Annotated in this window: 17 protein-coding genes and 1 tRNA gene; 13 read left to right on the forward strand and 5 right to left on the reverse strand. The window is 70.9% G+C overall.

Annotated features, from left to right (window positions below; all coding sequences use genetic code 11):
* Nucleotides 1-392: 392 nt before the first annotated feature.
* The 4 genes from AC0T5L_RS10880 to AC0T5L_RS10895 all read left to right on the forward strand — a co-directional run bounded on the left by AC0T5L_RS10880 (nt 393) and on the right by AC0T5L_RS10895 (nt 3,418).
* Nucleotides 393-1,157 carry a protein phosphatase 2C domain-containing protein gene (locus AC0T5L_RS10880; RefSeq protein ID WP_476165294.1) on the forward strand — a complete coding sequence of 255 codons (765 nt, stop codon included), beginning with the start codon at nt 393-395 and terminating at the stop codon, nt 1,155-1,157.
* Between the two features lie 411 nt (nt 1,158-1,568).
* Nucleotides 1,569-1,985, forward strand: coding sequence for a hypothetical protein (locus tag AC0T5L_RS10885; RefSeq protein WP_476165295.1), 417 nt, complete (start codon nt 1,569-1,571; stop codon nt 1,983-1,985).
* 97 nt (nt 1,986-2,082) lie between these two features.
* The gene (locus AC0T5L_RS10890) at nt 2,083-2,622 is read left to right on the forward strand and encodes a VOC family protein (RefSeq protein WP_476165296.1); all 540 of its coding nucleotides are present in this window, start codon (nt 2,083-2,085) and stop codon (nt 2,620-2,622) included.
* Nucleotides 2,615-3,418, forward strand: coding sequence for a MerR family transcriptional regulator (locus AC0T5L_RS10895; RefSeq protein ID WP_476165297.1), 804 nt, complete (start codon nt 2,615-2,617; stop codon nt 3,416-3,418). The genes AC0T5L_RS10890 and AC0T5L_RS10895 overlap by 8 nt, the downstream gene beginning before the upstream one ends.
* A 140-nt stretch (nt 3,419-3,558) precedes the next feature.
* On the opposite strand, the gene AC0T5L_RS10900 is transcribed toward AC0T5L_RS10895, so the two are convergent.
* Nucleotides 3,559-4,269 (reverse strand): DUF2267 domain-containing protein, encoded by a 711-nt coding sequence (locus AC0T5L_RS10900; RefSeq protein WP_476165298.1) that lies wholly within the window; start codon nt 4,267-4,269, stop codon nt 3,559-3,561.
* Between the two features lie 291 nt (nt 4,270-4,560).
* Between AC0T5L_RS10900 and AC0T5L_RS10905 the strand changes: the two genes are divergently transcribed.
* Both AC0T5L_RS10905 and AC0T5L_RS10910 read left to right on the forward strand, forming a co-directional pair.
* Nucleotides 4,561-5,769 (forward strand): cation:proton antiporter domain-containing protein, encoded by a 1,209-nt coding sequence (locus AC0T5L_RS10905; protein WP_476165299.1) that lies wholly within the window; start codon nt 4,561-4,563, stop codon nt 5,767-5,769.
* A 168-nt stretch (nt 5,770-5,937) separates the two neighbouring features.
* Nucleotides 5,938-6,825 (forward strand): polysaccharide lyase, encoded by an 888-nt coding sequence (locus tag AC0T5L_RS10910; protein WP_476165300.1) that lies wholly within the window; start codon nt 5,938-5,940, stop codon nt 6,823-6,825.
* A gap of 37 nt (nt 6,826-6,862) precedes the next feature.
* Here AC0T5L_RS10910 and AC0T5L_RS10915 read toward each other — a convergent pair whose 3' ends face one another.
* Nucleotides 6,863-8,119 carry an FAD-binding protein gene (locus AC0T5L_RS10915; RefSeq protein WP_476165301.1) on the reverse strand — a complete coding sequence of 419 codons (1,257 nt, stop codon included), beginning with the start codon at nt 8,117-8,119 and terminating at the stop codon, nt 6,863-6,865.
* A gap of 270 nt (nt 8,120-8,389) precedes the next feature.
* On the opposite strand from AC0T5L_RS10915, the gene AC0T5L_RS10920 reads away from it, so the two are divergent.
* The gene (locus AC0T5L_RS10920; protein ID WP_476165302.1) at nt 8,390-9,841 is read left to right on the forward strand and encodes a phytoene desaturase family protein; all 1,452 of its coding nucleotides are present in this window, start codon (nt 8,390-8,392) and stop codon (nt 9,839-9,841) included.
* Nucleotides 9,842-9,857: 16 nt separating this feature from the next.
* Here AC0T5L_RS10920 and AC0T5L_RS10925 read toward each other — a convergent pair whose 3' ends face one another.
* Nucleotides 9,858-10,097 carry a hypothetical protein gene (locus AC0T5L_RS10925; protein WP_476165303.1) on the reverse strand — a complete coding sequence of 80 codons (240 nt, stop codon included), beginning with the start codon at nt 10,095-10,097 and terminating at the stop codon, nt 9,858-9,860.
* Between the two features lie 28 nt (nt 10,098-10,125).
* On the opposite strand from AC0T5L_RS10925, the gene AC0T5L_RS10930 reads away from it, so the two are divergent.
* The 6 genes from AC0T5L_RS10930 to AC0T5L_RS10955 all read left to right on the forward strand — a co-directional run bounded on the left by AC0T5L_RS10930 (nt 10,126) and on the right by AC0T5L_RS10955 (nt 14,492).
* The gene (locus tag AC0T5L_RS10930) at nt 10,126-10,305 is read left to right on the forward strand and encodes a hypothetical protein (protein ID WP_476165304.1); all 180 of its coding nucleotides are present in this window, start codon (nt 10,126-10,128) and stop codon (nt 10,303-10,305) included.
* Between the two features lie 111 nt (nt 10,306-10,416).
* A complete protein-coding gene (locus AC0T5L_RS10935) occupies nt 10,417-11,379 on the forward strand; it encodes a protein-L-isoaspartate O-methyltransferase family protein (protein WP_476165423.1) in 963 nt (320 codons plus the stop codon).
* A 193-nt stretch (nt 11,380-11,572) separates the two neighbouring features.
* The gene (locus AC0T5L_RS10940; protein ID WP_476165305.1) at nt 11,573-12,145 is read left to right on the forward strand and encodes a hypothetical protein; all 573 of its coding nucleotides are present in this window, start codon (nt 11,573-11,575) and stop codon (nt 12,143-12,145) included.
* Nucleotides 12,146-12,182: 37 nt separating this feature from the next.
* Nucleotides 12,183-12,359 carry a hypothetical protein gene (locus AC0T5L_RS10945; protein ID WP_476165306.1) on the forward strand — a complete coding sequence of 59 codons (177 nt, stop codon included), beginning with the start codon at nt 12,183-12,185 and terminating at the stop codon, nt 12,357-12,359.
* 168 nt (nt 12,360-12,527) lie between these two features.
* The gene (locus AC0T5L_RS10950) at nt 12,528-12,686 is read left to right on the forward strand and encodes a hypothetical protein (protein ID WP_476165307.1); all 159 of its coding nucleotides are present in this window, start codon (nt 12,528-12,530) and stop codon (nt 12,684-12,686) included.
* Nucleotides 12,687-12,965: 279 nt separating this feature from the next.
* Nucleotides 12,966-14,492 (forward strand): MFS transporter, encoded by a 1,527-nt coding sequence (locus AC0T5L_RS10955; protein ID WP_476165308.1) that lies wholly within the window; start codon nt 12,966-12,968, stop codon nt 14,490-14,492.
* A gap of 400 nt (nt 14,493-14,892) precedes the next feature.
* Here AC0T5L_RS10955 and AC0T5L_RS10960 read toward each other — a convergent pair.
* Nucleotides 14,893-14,968 (reverse strand) — tRNA-Arg (locus tag AC0T5L_RS10960).
* A 151-nt stretch (nt 14,969-15,119) separates the two neighbouring features.
* Entirely contained in the window at nt 15,120-16,238 is a 1,119-nt protein-coding gene (locus tag AC0T5L_RS10965; RefSeq protein ID WP_476165309.1) for a hypothetical protein, read from the reverse strand.
* Between the last annotated feature and the right edge of the window lie 128 nt (nt 16,239-16,366).

The raw sequence follows: 16,366 nt of genomic DNA on the forward strand, positions 1-16,366 counted from the left end.
CCTCCATGAAACAGGAAGGAAGAGGGCCTTCCTGGCCGGAAGCGGAACCATTCTCCTGAATACCTTTCTGGCCCTCCGGAAGTAGTAGGGGAGATTCTGCATCTGGATCCATCCCGTCGTCGTCTGATCTAAATGGGGGATGCCGTGATTTCCTCTTCTTCTCTTGTGCGCGGTTGTCTTTCCTGGTGTTGGACCTGGGGGTGTCCGTGTTTTTCGTGTTGATCCGTGCCTTGTCCGCAACATGACGGAAAGTAACGAATTGTTCCCCTACCCTGGAAGGCGCGGTGTTCCACATGGGTCCGGCGCTCGCGGGGTACGGTGCGATCGCCGCGGCCTCGGAGGGGGCCGCGGGTCCGCGAGCATGTGCGCCGTCCAGGAACAGGGGAGCCGGGATGTCCTTCCGCGTCGCCATGGAGCCGGGGGACCCCGGACGGCCCAACGAGGACTTCGCCGCGGCGACCGCCACCAGCGCGGTCCTCCTGGACGGGGCGAGCGCGCCGCCGGGAGTGGACACCGGATGCGCCCACGGAGTGGCCTGGTACACCCGGCGGCTCGGCGCGCTGCTGCTGGCGGGGGCCGACGCGGGGATCCCCCTGCGCGAGGCGCTCGCGGATGCGGTCACGACCGCTTCCGCCCTGCACGCCGACACCTGCGATCTGCGCAACCAGGAGAGCCCGTCGGCCACGGTCGTGGCGGTGCGGGTGGGCCCCGACGGATTGGAGTACCTGGTGCTGTCCGACTCGGTGCTGCTGGTGGAGGGGGAGGACGGGGTACGGGTGCTCACCGACACCCGGCTCGACGACCTCAGGGACGAGCTGGCCCGTCAGGGGCGGCCGGGGGAGGCCATCCGCGCCTACCGCAACGTGGCCGACGGATTCTGGACGGCGGGCGCGGATCCGCGTGCGGCGGGGGAGGCACTGACCGGAACCCTGCCCGTGGGCCGCTTCACCGCCATGACGGACGGGGCGAGCCGGGCGGTCGACATGTTCGGCGACCTGGACTGGGACGAGGCGTTCACCCTGGTTCTGGACACGGGGCCGTGGGCCCTTCTGGACCGGGTGCGCGCGCTGGAGGCCACTGATCCGGAGCGGGCGAACCATCCTCGGGCCAAGGTGAGCGACGACGCCACGGTGCTGGCGTGGGCATCCGAGTACTAGTTTCGGTCAACCCTAAAATGGATATTCGGTCCTGCTATTTTTCTGGGGTTCGTGGTCGCTTTTCCTGATGTCCCAGGTGGTTCCCTTCTGGGCCTTTCCCGTCATAGTGGACGTTCCACTCGGGGCTCCGGATGTCCTTTGATGCGCTTTGCCATGGAAGTTCACGATGACTTCAGCAGGAGTGGGGACATCACACCCCGAGGAGACCAACACCTCTCAGGGGCGGAACGTCCGACGCTTTCGTGTGTCGTGTTCATCCGGTAGATTTCCCCGTAACCGAACAGTCGGGGTTGCCTCCACAACAGCCGGTCTCCGACCTTCGGGGTTCTCTCTCCCCCTTGTGCTCATGCGCGCCGAACCGGCGCGTCCCCCACGGAAGAAATCCACGATACGACCGGTGAAAGGAGAAGGTTGACCACCACGGGTGTTCTCGAACCCACCGGCCCCAACAGGTCTCTCGACCGCACCAGTTGGCTGGACCGGGTCCTCGCGACCCCCAGTGCCACCGTCGTCGAGCGTCACCTGCCCGTCCGTGCCCTGGAAGGCTACGAACGGCGTCCCAACCCCCTGGACGCCGATACCCCCGCCAAGTTCCTGCTGACCATGCGCCGCTACCTCGTCTGGGCGGGTGACTGGTCCTACCTGGAACTGGAGTACCTGTGCGGGGGAGCGGTGAAGCGGTCCACCTTCCAGCAGGTCCTGGAGGGCACCCAGCTGCCCGGGTACGTGTTCCTGATGGCCTTCGTGACCGCCTGTGCCGGTGAGGACGCGGGCGAGCGCCAACGCTGGATGACCGCCTGGCGCAGGCTCCGCGCCGCCGGATACTAGACGCACCCGGCCCAACGCTGGCCGCGTCGTTGGAGTAGGGCGGGGTTCACGGCCCCGGCTTGACCCTCACGCCGCGTGAGGCCTGAGGGTGGGGCGCATGAGTGACTACTACGACGCGTTCGAGATGAGTCCCGTGCCCACTCCTCCCGGCCCGGACGCGGTCCCGCCGGAGCCGTTCCACGGCATTTACGCGATGCCCGCGTTCGCGACGATCCCCACGGGCGATGTGGCGGCGTCGGTGGACTTCTGGACCCGTGGGCTCGGGTTCTTCGAGCTCTTCAGCATCCCCGGCGAGGTCGTGCATCTGCGCCGGTGGGTGTTCCAGGACGTACTGCTCGTCCCGGCGGCGAGCGTCGCGGAGCAGGCACCAGCGATGAGCCTCAGTTTCGCGTGCGTGCTCAGCCAGGTCGATCCCCTCGCCGAGGCCTGCCGTGCGCTGCGACCGGACTCGGTCGACGGTCCACGGGACACCCCCTGGAACACCCGCGACGCGGTGGTGACCACCCCCGAGAACGCACGGATCGTTCTCACCGCGGCGAAGCCCTTCGATCCGGACAGCCAGGAGGCGCGCAACCTTGCAGCGGTCGGGATCACCCCACCGGGCGGCGGCCGCGGCGACAATGGGGAACATGCCTGATGCCACTGAGGCCGATGGCCTGACCGTCGGCGAGGTCTCGACGCGTCTGGGCGTGACGGTCCGCGCGCTGCACCACTGGGATGAGATCGGTCTGGCGCGGCCGTCGCTGCGCACGGCCGCCGGATACCGGCTCTACACCGCTGGTGACCTGGAACGCCTGCACCGCATCGTCGTCTACCGCGAGCTCGGTCTCGGCCTGGACGGGATCCGGGCCGTCCTGGAAGGCCCGACCGCGGACGTGCCCGGCGCGTTGCGCGCGCAACGCGCCCGGGTCGCCGAACGGATCGACCGCCTCCAGCAGCTCGGCGCCGGACTGGACCGGATGATCGACGCCCACGAGCGCGGTCTGCTGCTGACCGCCGAGCAGCAGGCCGCTGTCTTCGGCCCCCAGTGGAACCCGGACTGGCCCGCCCAAGCCCGTCAGCGCTACGGAGACACGGCGCAATGGTCGCAGTACGCCGAACTCTCGGCCTCCCGTGGCCCGGAGGAATGGCAGGCCGTCGCCGACGCCGTCGCCGGCCTCGACCGCGCCCTCGGGGACGCGATGGACGCCGGCGCCACACCTGGCAGCCCAGAAGCGAACCAACTCGTCGAGCGGCACCGCGAGGTCTTCGCCTCGTACTTTCCCCTCACCAGGCAGATGCAGGTCTGCCTCGGCCGCATGTACGAGGCCGATCCGGCCTTCGCCGCCCACTACGACGGCATTCGCCCCGGCCTCGCCGCGTGGTTCCGCCGGATCGTCGACGCCAGCGCGCGCGCCCACGGCATCGACCCCGACACCGCGACCTGGCAGTAGGGCGAGGATCCGGCACGCCTGCGCCCGGGGGCGTCCGACGCCTCAACGAACACGGAGGCCCTCCCGACCAGCGCGAGCGCCCGCCCGCCGCCGCACCTCAGCGGACGCCTGCGGCGCGGGCCTCCTCGCCGTCCGGGCGCTCAGCCGCCCGAACCGATCTCGGCCACTGCTTCGTCGATGCGCTCGGCCATCTCGACGTCCCTGGTGGTCACGGCGCCCGCCGACGCGGTCCGGACGGTGAACGCGACCCCCGAGTCGGTGAGCTCGTGCTCGTAGGAGTGGTTGAGCGCGTTCGCGGCCCGGTCGACCCGGTTCAGCAGCGGCGTGACACGGACCCTCGGCAGCTCCACCGACCTGGTCAGGCCCGTGGCGTCGCCCTCCCACTGGGAGAGCCGTTCCAGCGCGTGTTCGAGGGTGGCCTGGTCCAGGCGGCTCGGCGCGCCCGACTCCCCGGTGTCGGCACGTCCCAGGGCCCCGTCCGGGTCACTGGCCCACTGGGCGAACTCCTCGGGCAGCCGGGAGGCGAGGGCGTCGGCGAGCTCGGGCTCGCTGAAGTGGATGCCCGAGAGCACCGCCCTGGTCAGGTGCGTCGCCCTCTCCGGCGGGCAGCCGACCCGCTCCCCGACCTCCTGGGCCAGCTGGCCCGAGGTGTCCGGCGCCGACTCCTGGCGCGGACCCGGGATACGGTCGCGCAGCGCGGGGGGAAGCTGGTCCATGAGCTGGCCGCGCGTCTCGGCATCGACGTGTCGGGCCAGTCCGTCGGTCACGGCCTCCAGCGCCCGCCGGGCCTCGTCGTCGGACACGTTCTCGCGCTGGGTGACGTGGTCCATGAGTTCCTGGTACGTGATCATCGTCCCTCCAGAGCACTGGCGTGTCTCGGTCCGACCTGTGCCCCTCCCCCTGACCTGCCGCCATCTGCTCAAACTCCGCACGCGGACCGGACGCCGGCCCGCCTTCACCACGGTTGCGGGAGGCGCGCCGCCCCGCTGCCGGGCCCGGGCGCGCCCTCCCCGGCCGGATCCGGTTTCCGCCTTGCCGGTCCAGGGTGCGGATCGAAGGCGCCCGCGGCGGTTACCCTGCTCCGGTGTACGGGACACACAGCCCTGTGTCCAACAAGGATGCGAGGCAGTGGAGGAAACACCATGAACTCCCTTCACTTGGCGTACGCGGCCATCGGTACGCTCAGTGTGCTTCTCGCGCTGTTCAGCAACCGGCTCCGGTCACTGCCCCTGAGCGAGCCCCTGCTCGCCCTGCTGCTCGGCGCGGCCCTGGGGCCCTACGCACTCGACCTGGTCCCCCTCACCCCCGAAACGCGGGACTCCCTCCTGTTGGAGGGGACCCGTGTCCTGCTGGCGGCATCGGTCATGACCGCTGCGCTGCGGTTTCCCGCGGTCTCGCTCCGCGGTCTGGTGCCCCAGTTCGTGCTGCTGCTGTGCGTCGTCATGCCGCTCGCGGCGGTCGTGACCGGTACCGCGGCGCTGATGCTCGGACTGCCGGTGGCCCTGGCCGCGCTGGTGGGCGCCTGCCTGTGCCCCACGGACCCGGTGCTCGCCGCCTCAGTGGTGACCGGCAAGCCGGCCGAGCGCGACCTGCCCGCACGTGTGCGGCAGCTCCTCACCGGGGAGAGCGGGGCCAATGACGGGCTCGCCCTGATCCTGGTCGGGGCCGCGGTCGCGGCCGTGATGCCGCTCACCGGTCCCGGCGACGCGGCGGGGCGCATGCTGTGGGAAGTAGCGGGGGGCGTGGCCCTGGGCGCGGTCATGGGAGCGGTGGCGGGGAAGTCGATGGAGGCGGCCACCCGCTGGCGGGAGCTGGAGGAGGGCCCCTCCCTCGTCTTCACGGTGCTGCTCGCCGTCGCCGTGCTCGGGGTGGCGCGGTTGACCGGGGCGGGCGGGGTACTCGCCGTCTTCGTCGCGGGGCTGGCCTACAACTGGACGGTCCGCAGGGGAGAGCGCGGTCCGCAGCAGAACATCGACGAGGCGGTCAACCGCTACCTGGCCCTGCCCGTGTTCGTCCTGTTGGGCGCGGAGCTTCCGTGGGACGTGTGGATCGACTTCGGACCGGCGGCGCTCGCCTTCGTGCTCGCCGTCCTGCTGCTGCGCCGCCCGCCCGTGCTGATGGCCTTCACCCGGCCGCTGGGGCTGCGGCCGCGCGGCGGCGCCTTCGCGGGGTGGTTCGGCCCGATGGGCGTCAGCGCGCTCTTCTACGCGGCGCACGCTGCCCACGAGGGCGTGCACGACCCGCGCCTGTTCGCCGCCGTCAGCCTGGCCGTCACGGCCAGTGTGGTCGCGCACGGCCTCTCCTCGTCGCCCTTCCGCCGGTGGTACGCCCACGCCTCCGACCCGGACTGACCGCGTTCCCGGACACGTGGGGAAGGCCGTCCGTGTCGTACACCGGTCGCGCGCGGTCCAAAGAAGAGGATGGCCTCATCGCCGATGCGCTGGCGCGCTGGCTCTCCTGGAGAGCCGCCGTCACAGCGGCCCTGTTCCTTCTGCCGTCCCCGTGTAATGGAGACACCCGTGACCGCCAGAGCCCTGTTCGCCTCCGCCCTCGTCCTCTCGGCGGTATCGACCGCGCTGGCAGCGGCGCCCGCGGCCGCTGACATCACCTTCTCCTCCACGTACCAGCACAACTCCTTCGAGCGCCCGGCGGCGGGCGGCGCCTACCCTCTGACGGAGTGGGAGAAGGACGGGTGGCACGCCGACTACGACCTGGGCATGGACGAGCGCACCCTCGTCGACGGTTCGGCCGCGCACGGAGGCGGGCAGTCGTTGCGCGTGTCCTACCCGGAGGGAGAGTTCGGTGCGCGGGACTCCGGCGCGCTGGCGCCGTTCCAGCTCACCCCCGCACGTGAGTACTACCTGTCCTACTGGGCGCGTTTCAGCGAGGACTTCAGCTGGGGGACCACCTCGTTCGCCGGAAAGCTCGGCGTAGGACTGGCCGGGGGCGGAGCGTGCGCGGGCGGGCGGGTCTGCGACGGCGAGAACGGCTTCACCTCGCGCATGATCTGGCGCCGTGACGGCCAGGCGGCCGTGTACTACTACCACATGGACAAGGAGGGAAAGTACGGCGACTACGCGGTCCTGCGCGCTGGCGGCACCGACGTCCACTATCCCCGGGGCGAGTGGGTGAACATCACCCAGCGGCTCAGGGTCAACACCGTGGCCAACGGCCGGGCCAACCCCGACGGCGAGATCGAGGTCTTCTACAACGGCGAGCCCGCCGCCCTGGTCACCGGTCTGCGCCTGGTGGCCAACGACGACCTGGTGGACAAGGCCTACTTCTCGTCCTTCTTCGGCGGCTCCGCCGAGAGGTTCGCCCCGACCAACGACAGCTACGTCTGGTACGACGACCTGAAGGCCTCCACCGCGCGCGCCGACGTCTGCGGCTTCAGCGGCTGCCTCTGACCGCTCCGGTGCACAGGAGCACACCCCGGAGCCGCCGTCACACGCCGGGGAAGAGTTCGTCGACGAAGGTGTTGCGGAACTTCCCGGCCGGGTCGAGGTTCCGTGCCAGGCGTTCGAAGTCCGCGGCGCGCTCGTACCCGGCGATGATGTCCGGTGCGGCCATCGTGGTGAGCTTGCCCCAGTGCGGGCGGGCGCCCAGCGGCAGGAGGCGTTCCTCCATGGCGGCCAGGACCGGTCTCACGGCCGCCGGATCCTTGATCCAGGTGAAGTGGAAGGTGACGCAGTCCCGGCCGTGGGCGGGGCTCAGCCACAGGTCGTCCGCGCGGACCGTCCGCACTTCCGCGATGTGCAGTGCCGGGGCCAGCAGGTGCCCGATCCCGCGGAGGGCGGTGAAGGCGGCTCCCGCGAGGGCCCGGGGTACGTAGAGCTCGGACTGCAACTCCTCACCCGCGCTCGGCTCCAGTTCGGGACGAAAGTGGGGGAGGCGCTCGTGCCAGGGGCCGACGGTCCCCATCTGTTCGGTGCTGGACTCCGGCGGCATGCCGGGGACGGGGTGCATCGGTCGCGGTGCCGGTCGGCCGCCGCTCCACGCGCCCTCCGGCCGGTCGACGCGGTGCTTGAGCCACACGACGCCCTCCTCGCGCCAGTCGGTGAACAGGCTGACGCTGTAGGCCGCCCCGAACACGTCGTCGATGTGGTCGGCGACCTCGTCCAGGGATACCCCGACACGGACACGCTGGGACATCTCGAACGCCGGCTCGATATCCAGCGAGAGCCGGGTGACGACGCCGAGTGCGCCGAGCGCGACCACCGCGCCGGGAAAGACCTCGGGATCCGTGTCACGGCTCAGCCAGGCCAGCTCGCCGTCGGGTCCGACGAGCTGTACCGCGCGGACCGCGGCGGACAGGCAGCGCTGGCCGTCCCCTGATCCGTGGGTACCGGTCGCGCAGGATCCGGCGATAGAGATGTGGGGCAGCGACGCCAGGTTGGCCAGCGCGAACCCCTGATCGTCCAGCTCGGTGACCAGCTCGGCGTAACGCGTACCGGCGGTGACGGTGACGGTCGACTCCTCCGCGTCGATCCCGGTCTCCGCGGGAAGGCCGTCCAGGCGCACCAGGTCGTGGTCGGAGTCGGCGACGAGGTTGAAGGAGTGGCCGCTGCCGAGTGCGCGGATCCGTGCGCTGCCTCGGATGACGCGGCGCAGTTCGTCGACGGTCCGGGGCCGGTGGACCCGGGGGCTGCCGAAGGTGACGTTGCCGGCCCAGTTCGTGACCTGTGTGTGCGGCGTGGGCATGGGCCCTCCGTTGGTGAGGCGAGCGGCGTACGGTCCCGGTCGTCCGGGCACCGCCACAGCAGGCGGCACCCCGGAGGATAGACGGAGGGCCTCGCGCACGGTTCGGGCAGGTGCACGACCAACGCGGTGCGGCGGGGCTCCGCGGGGAAGGAGGAAACCGTCGGGACCGTCCGGCGGCGTACGGGGACTGGGAGCGGCACACCGCTACGGAAGCGGTCCGCGACCTTCGCCCGCGTCCACACCAGACCCTGAACCCTGTAGGAGGTACCGGTGGGAAACGTCGACGCCGTGGTCGTCGGAACGGGGCCGAACGGGCTCGCCTCCGCGGTGACGCTCGCGCGCGCCGGTCTCCGTGTCGAGCTCTACGAACAACGCGACACGGTCGGCGGAGGCCTGCGCACCGCCGCGCTCTTCGACCCCGGGATCCGGCACGACATATGCTCCGCGGTCCACCCCATGGCCATGGCGTCACGCTTCTTCCGGGAGTTCGACCTCGGCGGCCGGGGCGTGGCCATGCTGCGGTCCGCCACGCCCTACGCGCATCCGCTGCCCCACGGGGAAGCGGCCCTCGCCAGGGCCGACCTCGACGAGACCCGGGCGGGCCTGGGCAGGGACGGAGACCGCTGGCACCGCCTCATGTCCCCGCTCGTCGCGCACAGCGGCGGCGTGGTGGACCTCGTCATGTCGGAGCAGCGGTCCCTGCCCCCGGACCCGGCGGGGGCGTTGCTCCTGGCGCGGCGCGTACTGTCGCACGGACTGGGCTCGGGGCCGTTCGCCACCGAGGCGGCCAAGGCACTCCTCACCGGGGTCGCGGGCCACGTGATCGGCGCCCTGCCCTCCCTGCCGGGGGCCGCCGTGGCCCTCCTCCTCGGGCATCTCGCGCACACCGAGGCCGGTTGGCCGCTGGCCAGAGGAGGGAGCTGCGCCATCGCCGACGCGTTGGCCGCCGACATCACCGCCCATGGCGGGGTCATCCACACCGGCCGAAGGATCGGGGACCTCGCCGACCTGCCCACGGGCGCCACCGTGCTCCTGGACGTCTCACCCAAGGGTTTCCTCGACATCGCGGGCGGACGCCTTCCCGGCCGCTACGCCCGGGCCCTGCGGCGCTTCCGTTACGGCCCGGGTGCGGCCAAGGCGGACTTCCTCGTCTCCGAACCCGTCCCCTGGGCCGCTCCCGGGGTGGGGACGGCCGGCACGGTGCACCTGGGGGGTACACAGCGGGAGATGTTTCGGACCGAGACCGCGACCGCGCGCGGGGAACGGGTGGAGGATCCCTTCGTCCTCCTCGTCGACCCCGCCGTGACCGATCCGGGCCGGGCGCTGCCCGGCAAACGTCCTGTGTGGGCCTACGCCCACGTGCCCCACGGTGACGACCGCGACCCGGTGGACATGGTGCGTCGGCGCATCGAGGCCTACGCCCCCGGGTTCACGGACACGGTCCTCGCCTCACGCGGGGTCTCGGCGGCGCGGATGGAGGAGTACGACCCCAACTACGTCGGCGGGGACATCGCGTCGGGAGCCATGTCCGTACGCCAGGCCGTCCTGCGGCCGACCGCCGGGATCGACCCCTACCGCACGCCCCTGCCGGGGGTGTACCTGTGCTCGGCCTCCACCCCGCCAGGGCCTGGTGTGCACGGTATGTCGGGCTACCTCGCGGCGCTGTCCGCGCTGCGCCGCGAGCACGGCGTGCGCACCCCGCCCGACCTGTCGCCCTCGTGAGGGCCATGGCCGACGTCTACGGTTTCGGCTTCCGGAAGCGCTCGTCTGGGGAGGGCTTGTGACGACGGGGCTCGATGCATCGTTCGTTGACGAAGATGCCGGTCGCGCCGACAGCTGCGATCGCCGAGCACACGAATGCCGCCCAGAAACGGTCCGGCCGGGGCGGCTCATAGTGCGACAGCAGCAGACCCAGATGAGCGGCGAACATACCAAGACACAACACCAGGATCCAGACGGGAAGCTTCGTGCTGTTCATACCGTGGGGGACTCCTGGGGCAGCGGGGATGGCGCTGATACCGACGCCTACCGGTAAGTCCACCCGTGCCGAACGGCTCGCGCGACCCCTGGCCCGTGAGGTGGCCGAACGGGTCGCAGCCGCCCACGGCCTTCGCCGCCCCACGATCGCCGCCACGGCTCTGCGTGCCAGCGTCGCACGCACCACGCCGGTGGTTCCCGGTGAGTAGCCGCGTCCCCCTCCCCACCGGCGCCGAATCCGGTATCGCCCCGGCCTGGCCGCCGTCTCCTACGGCCACGTCCTCACCTTCGCCGAAGGGGTCGGCGCCCCCGGGACGTGGCTGCGCACTGCCTACTCGGACCAGCCGCTCACCACCCAGCGCGACGACGGGCGTGAGAGCGGGATGGGCGTCCCGTCCTCGTCCAGCTCCGCCCCGTCGGTGATGGCGCGCATGCTGGCCGCCGCGCGCATCGAACCCGGCCACCGGGTGTTGGAGGTAGGCGCCGGCAGCGGGTGGAACGCCGCCCTGCTGTCGGAGATGCTCGGGTCTGAGCGGGTGGCCACCGTCGAGGTGGATGAGGGCCTGGCCGACCGTGCGCGCGGCGCTCTGTACGCCGCCGGGTACACGCCCGACGTGGTCTCCGGCGACGGCGAGCACGTGGAGACCCGGTACACGGCGTACCACCGGATCATCTCCACATGCACCGTGTCCCGGGTGCCGTGGCGCTGGCTGGAACAGGTGCGCGGCCGGGGCCGGATCGTCACCCCGTGGTCGCCCACACCGGGTGCCCCGGGTGGAGTGCTCGCTGTCCTGGACACGAACGGGCCCAGCCTCGCGGAAGGGCGTTTCGAGGGATCGCTGGCGTTCATGTGGGCGCGCGGTCAGCGGTGGCCCGGCCAGCCCGCACCCGATCCGGACGCGGTCGCCGAGCACAACGACCAGGTCGACGGTGACCCGCGCGAGCCGTGGCTGGACGGCGAACGCGCGCTCCTCCTCGCCCTGTTGCGCCCCGGGTGGACCCACGGCATGCGCGTGGAGGAGGGTGCCACCGAACCCCACGTGTGGCTGGCCTCCACCCAGTGCGAGTCGTGGGCGCGCTTGCACGCGGACGGCCGCGTTGAGCAGGGCGGCCGGCGCCTGCTGGTGGAAGAGGCCCGAATGGCGTGGCGGTGGTGGGAGGCGCAGGGGAACCCGACTGTGGACCGGTTCGGGTTGACCGTGGACCGTGACAGCGGCCGCCAGACCGTGTGGCTGCACGGACCCCAGCACGCGGTGTGGTCCACCCACCGGCAGGTCACATAGCCCCCGCCCCGCGGTCCACACCACTTCTACGGAGGAGGGGAACGTGGTCGACAGCCGCGGGGCCGGTTCAGCGGCCGCTCCGCCTGCGGAGGCCAGGAGCGGCCAGCGGGGGCGGTGACCGGATCCGGCCACTCACCGCGCAGCCACCACCTGCATCTCTACGCTCAGACCACACGCCCAGAACGGAGCTCCCATGCGCGCACTCGTCCTTCCCCCCGCCCTACTCGCCGTCATCCTTGCGGCCACCGCCTGCACCGGCGGGGAAGATTCCCCCGCTGACCCGGCTGCCGAGCAGGAAGCTGACATGGAGGCCATGGAGGAGTACGAAGAGGAGACGGGTGGAGCTGGCGGCCCTGCGTTGGTGGGGCTCGAGGAGACCTACGACTTCGGAGACGGCGTCACCATCGCGATGGCGAACTTGCGCCGTGAGATCGACGAGGACGGATTCAACAGCTCCACGGGCGAGGAAGGGGAGTTGCCGTATGCGGCGTGGGACTGGGAGCTGACCAATGACAGCGGCCAGGCGCTACAGCTGGGCGGTACGACGACTTCCTGCCACGTCGGTGACCCGCTGGCCGAAGCCGAGCAGCCGCATCTGGCCGACTCCCTGAACCCACCGGATGCGCTGGCGGACGGGCAGGCGGCGACCTGGGGCGGGGACTGCTGGATGGGGGAGGAAGAGTCCGCGCTTCAGTACACCTTGGAGCTGTACACCCCGGACAGCGAGCTGATGTACACGGCGATTTTCGCCGGGGACGTGCCGTAGCCGGATCTTCCGCCCTCAGCCAGAAAGGAAATCCCCCGTGCGCCGCGCCACCGCTGTGCTCTCCGCTGTCCTGCTATGTCTGCTCACCGCCTGCGCAACCCAGGACGAGGCCGACCCCGCCGCCTCGCAGTCCGTCGACATCCACGTCACCCTGACCACCAGCAGTCACAACATCGGCCAGGCCCCCGACGGTGACGACAAGCAGTGCGTGTGACGCGATCCCACCTACACCATTCGCGACGGAGCCGACGAGATCACCGCCATCGGAGAAGCCACCAGCACACTGAAAGGCAACGCGGAAGCAGCCGACCACCGGGCAGAGCTCGGCCGCCAGCGCACCAGCGACCCCTACCTGTGCGTACTGCCGTTCCTTGCCGAGGGTGTGGCGGCTGCGGACTTCTACACCATCGAGGTCACCACCATCGGACTCGACATCGTCAGCCTCTTCGAGGGCGACGACTCCGGGGCTGAGGTCACCGCCGAGGTGACCGTGGACCAGGCAGAGGCCGAATCGGCCACACCCGTGGAGATCGCACTGTAGGCGGACATGGCGAAAGTGCTCCGCCCCACCACCACGGTGGGTGGGGCTTCCGTGCTGTCGGGTCTACCGCTGGGTGTGCGGTGCCAGGTACCTGGCGACCGCGACGACCACGGTGACCGCAGCCGCGACGACCTCTGCGGGCATCTCCAGGCCGAACAGTCCGGGTCGTGCGCTGACGCAGGAGGCACTGCCGAGGGAGGGGGCGTCGCGAGCCTTGACCTCAACTGAACTTGAGGTTCAAGAATGGCGGTCAAGACTCACGACACGAAGGAGAGGCGCGTGCGTACGACGCGTAGTCAACCGCGGCAGAGATCACGTCCGGGGATCCTGCTCGCCAGCGTCATGCTGGGCGTTCTGATCGTGGCCATGTCGATCTCGGGGACGGCGGTGGCCGTCCCCGAGATCGGGGTGGACCTGGAGGCCTCCGGTGCTCCGCTGCACTGGGTGGTGGCTGGTTACAACCTCACCTTCGCCGCGTTCACCCTGGTCTGCGGATCGCTGGCCGACCTGTTCGGGCGGCGGCTGCTGTTCGTCGTCGGCGCGGTCGTCTTCTCCGCGGGCAACCTGGCCAGCGCCTTGGTCGGCGACATCCTCCTCCTGGACGCGGCGCGCCTGCTCACCGGCGTCGGCGGCGCGGCGATCATGGCCAGCGGAGGGGCCCTGCTGGCCACCGCCTTCGACGGCGCCGCGCGAACCCGGGCCTTCGCCGCCATGGGCACCATGGCGGGGGTCGGTATCGCGGTCGGCCCGACCCTGTCGGGTCTGCTGATCGGCGCCGTGGGCTGGCGCACGGCGTTCTTGACCTACACCGTGGTCGGTCTGCTCATCCTGCTCGGGTCGGCGTTCGTGGCCGAGTCACGCGCCTCCGAGCGCCCCCGCGTCGACTGGGGTGGTGCGGTGACCTTCGTGCTCAGCCTGACGCTGGTGATGTACGCGGTCATCGAGGCGCCCGAGGCGGGTTGGGGGACCCCGGTGGTGATCGGTGCGTTGGCGGCCGGGGTGGTGCTCATGGTGGTCTTCCTGGCCATCGAACGCCGGGTGGCCCACCCGGTGCTCGACCTGACCCTGGTCCGTGACGGCCGATTCATGGCCTGGTGTCTGGCGACGCTGACCACCTCGATCGGTTTCCTGGGGGTGTTGGTCTTCCTGCCGACCTACCTCCAGGGAGTGCAGGGGGTGTCCGCCCAGACCGCAGGTCTGATGATGCTCATGCTCACGGCTCCGGTCCTGGTGGCTCCGTCCCTGGGTGGGTGGTTGGTCACCAAGGGGGTGTCGGCCCGCGGGATGATCGTTCTCGCGTTGCTGTCCGTGGCTGGGGGCAACGCGCTGCTCACCGTGCTCCATCCGCAGATCAGCGCTCTGGGGCTGGCTCTGCCGCTGGTGTTGATCGGCACGGGCATGGGCTTGTCGTTCGGTATCACCGACGGTCAGGCGATGGGTGTCATCGAGTCCCGCAAGGTGGGTATGGCTGCGGGTTTCCTCAACACGCTTCGTGGTGGTGCCGAGGCTTTGGTCATCGCTGTCTTCGGGGCGGCGTTGAGTGGCATCGTGGCCGCTCGTACGGGATCGTTCGAGGTCGCCGCGCGGGTGACCGCGGGGGATGTGGGCGGCTCCGGGGAGCTCGCCGACCACTTCACGGCGGCCTGGGACATCACGTCCTGGGGGGTTGCGGCCCTGTCGCTGGTCGCCACGGTCGGGGTGTTCGTGCTTTTGGTTCGGCGCCGGGACGCTGCTGGAGCGGGTCAGTCTGCACCCGGTCAGGACGGCACGACACATGAGGCGGTGGTTGACACCGTCGAACGCTGACGTGCTCGCCGCCTGTTGGAGCTGCACCGCCGTGATCCTGCGGGGCAGCACCAGCTCCCCCTCGGCCAGGAGCGGGGCCGGTCGGCACGGATTTTCGGATTCTGGGACAGAGAGGGCACCGGAGTCCGTGATCGCGTCTGAGCGAGGTGTGCTCGGCCGTTGGACAAGGTCACCGTCGAGGCACTGTCGGAGTGCCTTCGAGAACGCGGTTGTCGGGAAAGTACACCCCGGGGTGCGGGCTACCTTCTGAGCCGTTCTGTGTGAGTGCAGGTCAGCGCGGTGGCCCGTGTGGAACCAACTTCGCTCCCACGCGGGGAGCGGATGTGAGAGCAGGCCGGACGCAGAACGGCCCCGAGCTGCGTTCGACGCTGCTCAGGGCCGCTCTGCCACTGTCTCAAGGTGGTGCACTCGGGAGGACTCGAACCCCCAACCTTCTGATCCGTAGTCAGATGCTCTATCCATTGAGCTACGAGTGCGGGTTGTTCAGTTGTGTGTCACCCGGTCTCCCTGGCGACGTCTTTGACTCTATCACGGTGTAGAGCAGGGTCAGACCACGTTGTTGGTGTGAGGCGGCCCACCGCGAGGCGGTGCCCCCGACAGGGGGGAACCGGCCGGGCCGCCCGCCGCTCACACCGTCGCGGATGACGGTGCCTCCAGGAAGCGCCCGGCCTCCAACGCCCGGCCGATCAGCTCGTCCCGCGCCTCCTTGGCGGCCCGGGCATCCAGGAACCCGTCCTGGAGCAGCTCACCGTTGCCCCCGTCGGACGCCGAGCGGGCGAGGAGCTCGGTGAGCCGTGCGCTGCGCGCCTCCGCCCGTTCGAGCTGCTCCCACTCCGTGTGGGCGCTCAGCGCCTCCTCGACGGCGACACCGTACTCCCGGATCGCGTCGACCCGTGCCGCCAGCTCACGGTAGGCGGCCTCCTGCCGCTCGTGCTGTTGGTTCAGCAGGGCACGCACCCGGCCGGAGACGGCGTCACGGGAGTCGGCGCGGTGCTCCTCGCGAATCCGGTCGTGGTGGTACAGCATCGAGGCGATCCGCCACTCCTCGTCGCGCAGTACCGCCAGCGACCGCGTCGGGTCGAAGGAGCCGCCCAGCCGCCGCTCCGCCTCCTCGACGGCGTCGATCGTCCTCCGAACGCGGAGTATGAGTTCGGAGCCGTACCCGCCGAGGTCGCCGGCCACCAGGTAGCGGTCCGCGTACGCCGCCGCCAGCCGGTCGTCCCGGGGCCACCACCAGCCCGCCCACAGGGCGGCGGCCGTGTACACGGCGCCCGGTGCGTACCATCCGGCGGTGAAGACCCAGTCCGGTGCCGGGGAGAGGAACCATGTCGCCATGGTGACGGGCGCGAAGCCCAGGGACAGCACCCTCCACCAGCGCTGCCCGGACCTGGTGTTCAACCATGGGGGAAGCCGGGACCGGAACCGTACGCGGGTGGCGGCGAACCCCGCCACACCCACGGCCGCGCTCTGGGCCAGGAAGGCGACGAAGTACAGAAGCGCCGACCACGTCAGGAGCGGGGCGCTCCCCAGCGCCCAAGCCGTGCTCAGCGCGGCCACCGCCGTCCCGCCCACCGCCATGCGCGTCCGGTTCGGGAACCGGGGCTGCCTCGCCCGGGCCTTTCCCGGCAGCAGGGCGGACGGCCGCTTCACGAGCCTCCGGGCGACGCGGGGCGGCAGCGCGGGATCGAGGACGGGGCGCGAACCGCCGCCCATGGTGTTCATGGCCTTCTTCCCGCGACCTGCCATCGGGGCCCCTTCCATCCGACTCCTCCCGTGTCCGACGCACGGATCCGGCGCACGGTTGCCCGGGGGCGTCCGCCGGTACACGGTACCGCCCGCGCACGGCGCCGCCCCGGCGCGCAGAACCGTGCCGG

This window comes from Nocardiopsis sp. TRM 82005, from assembly GCF_056312425.1.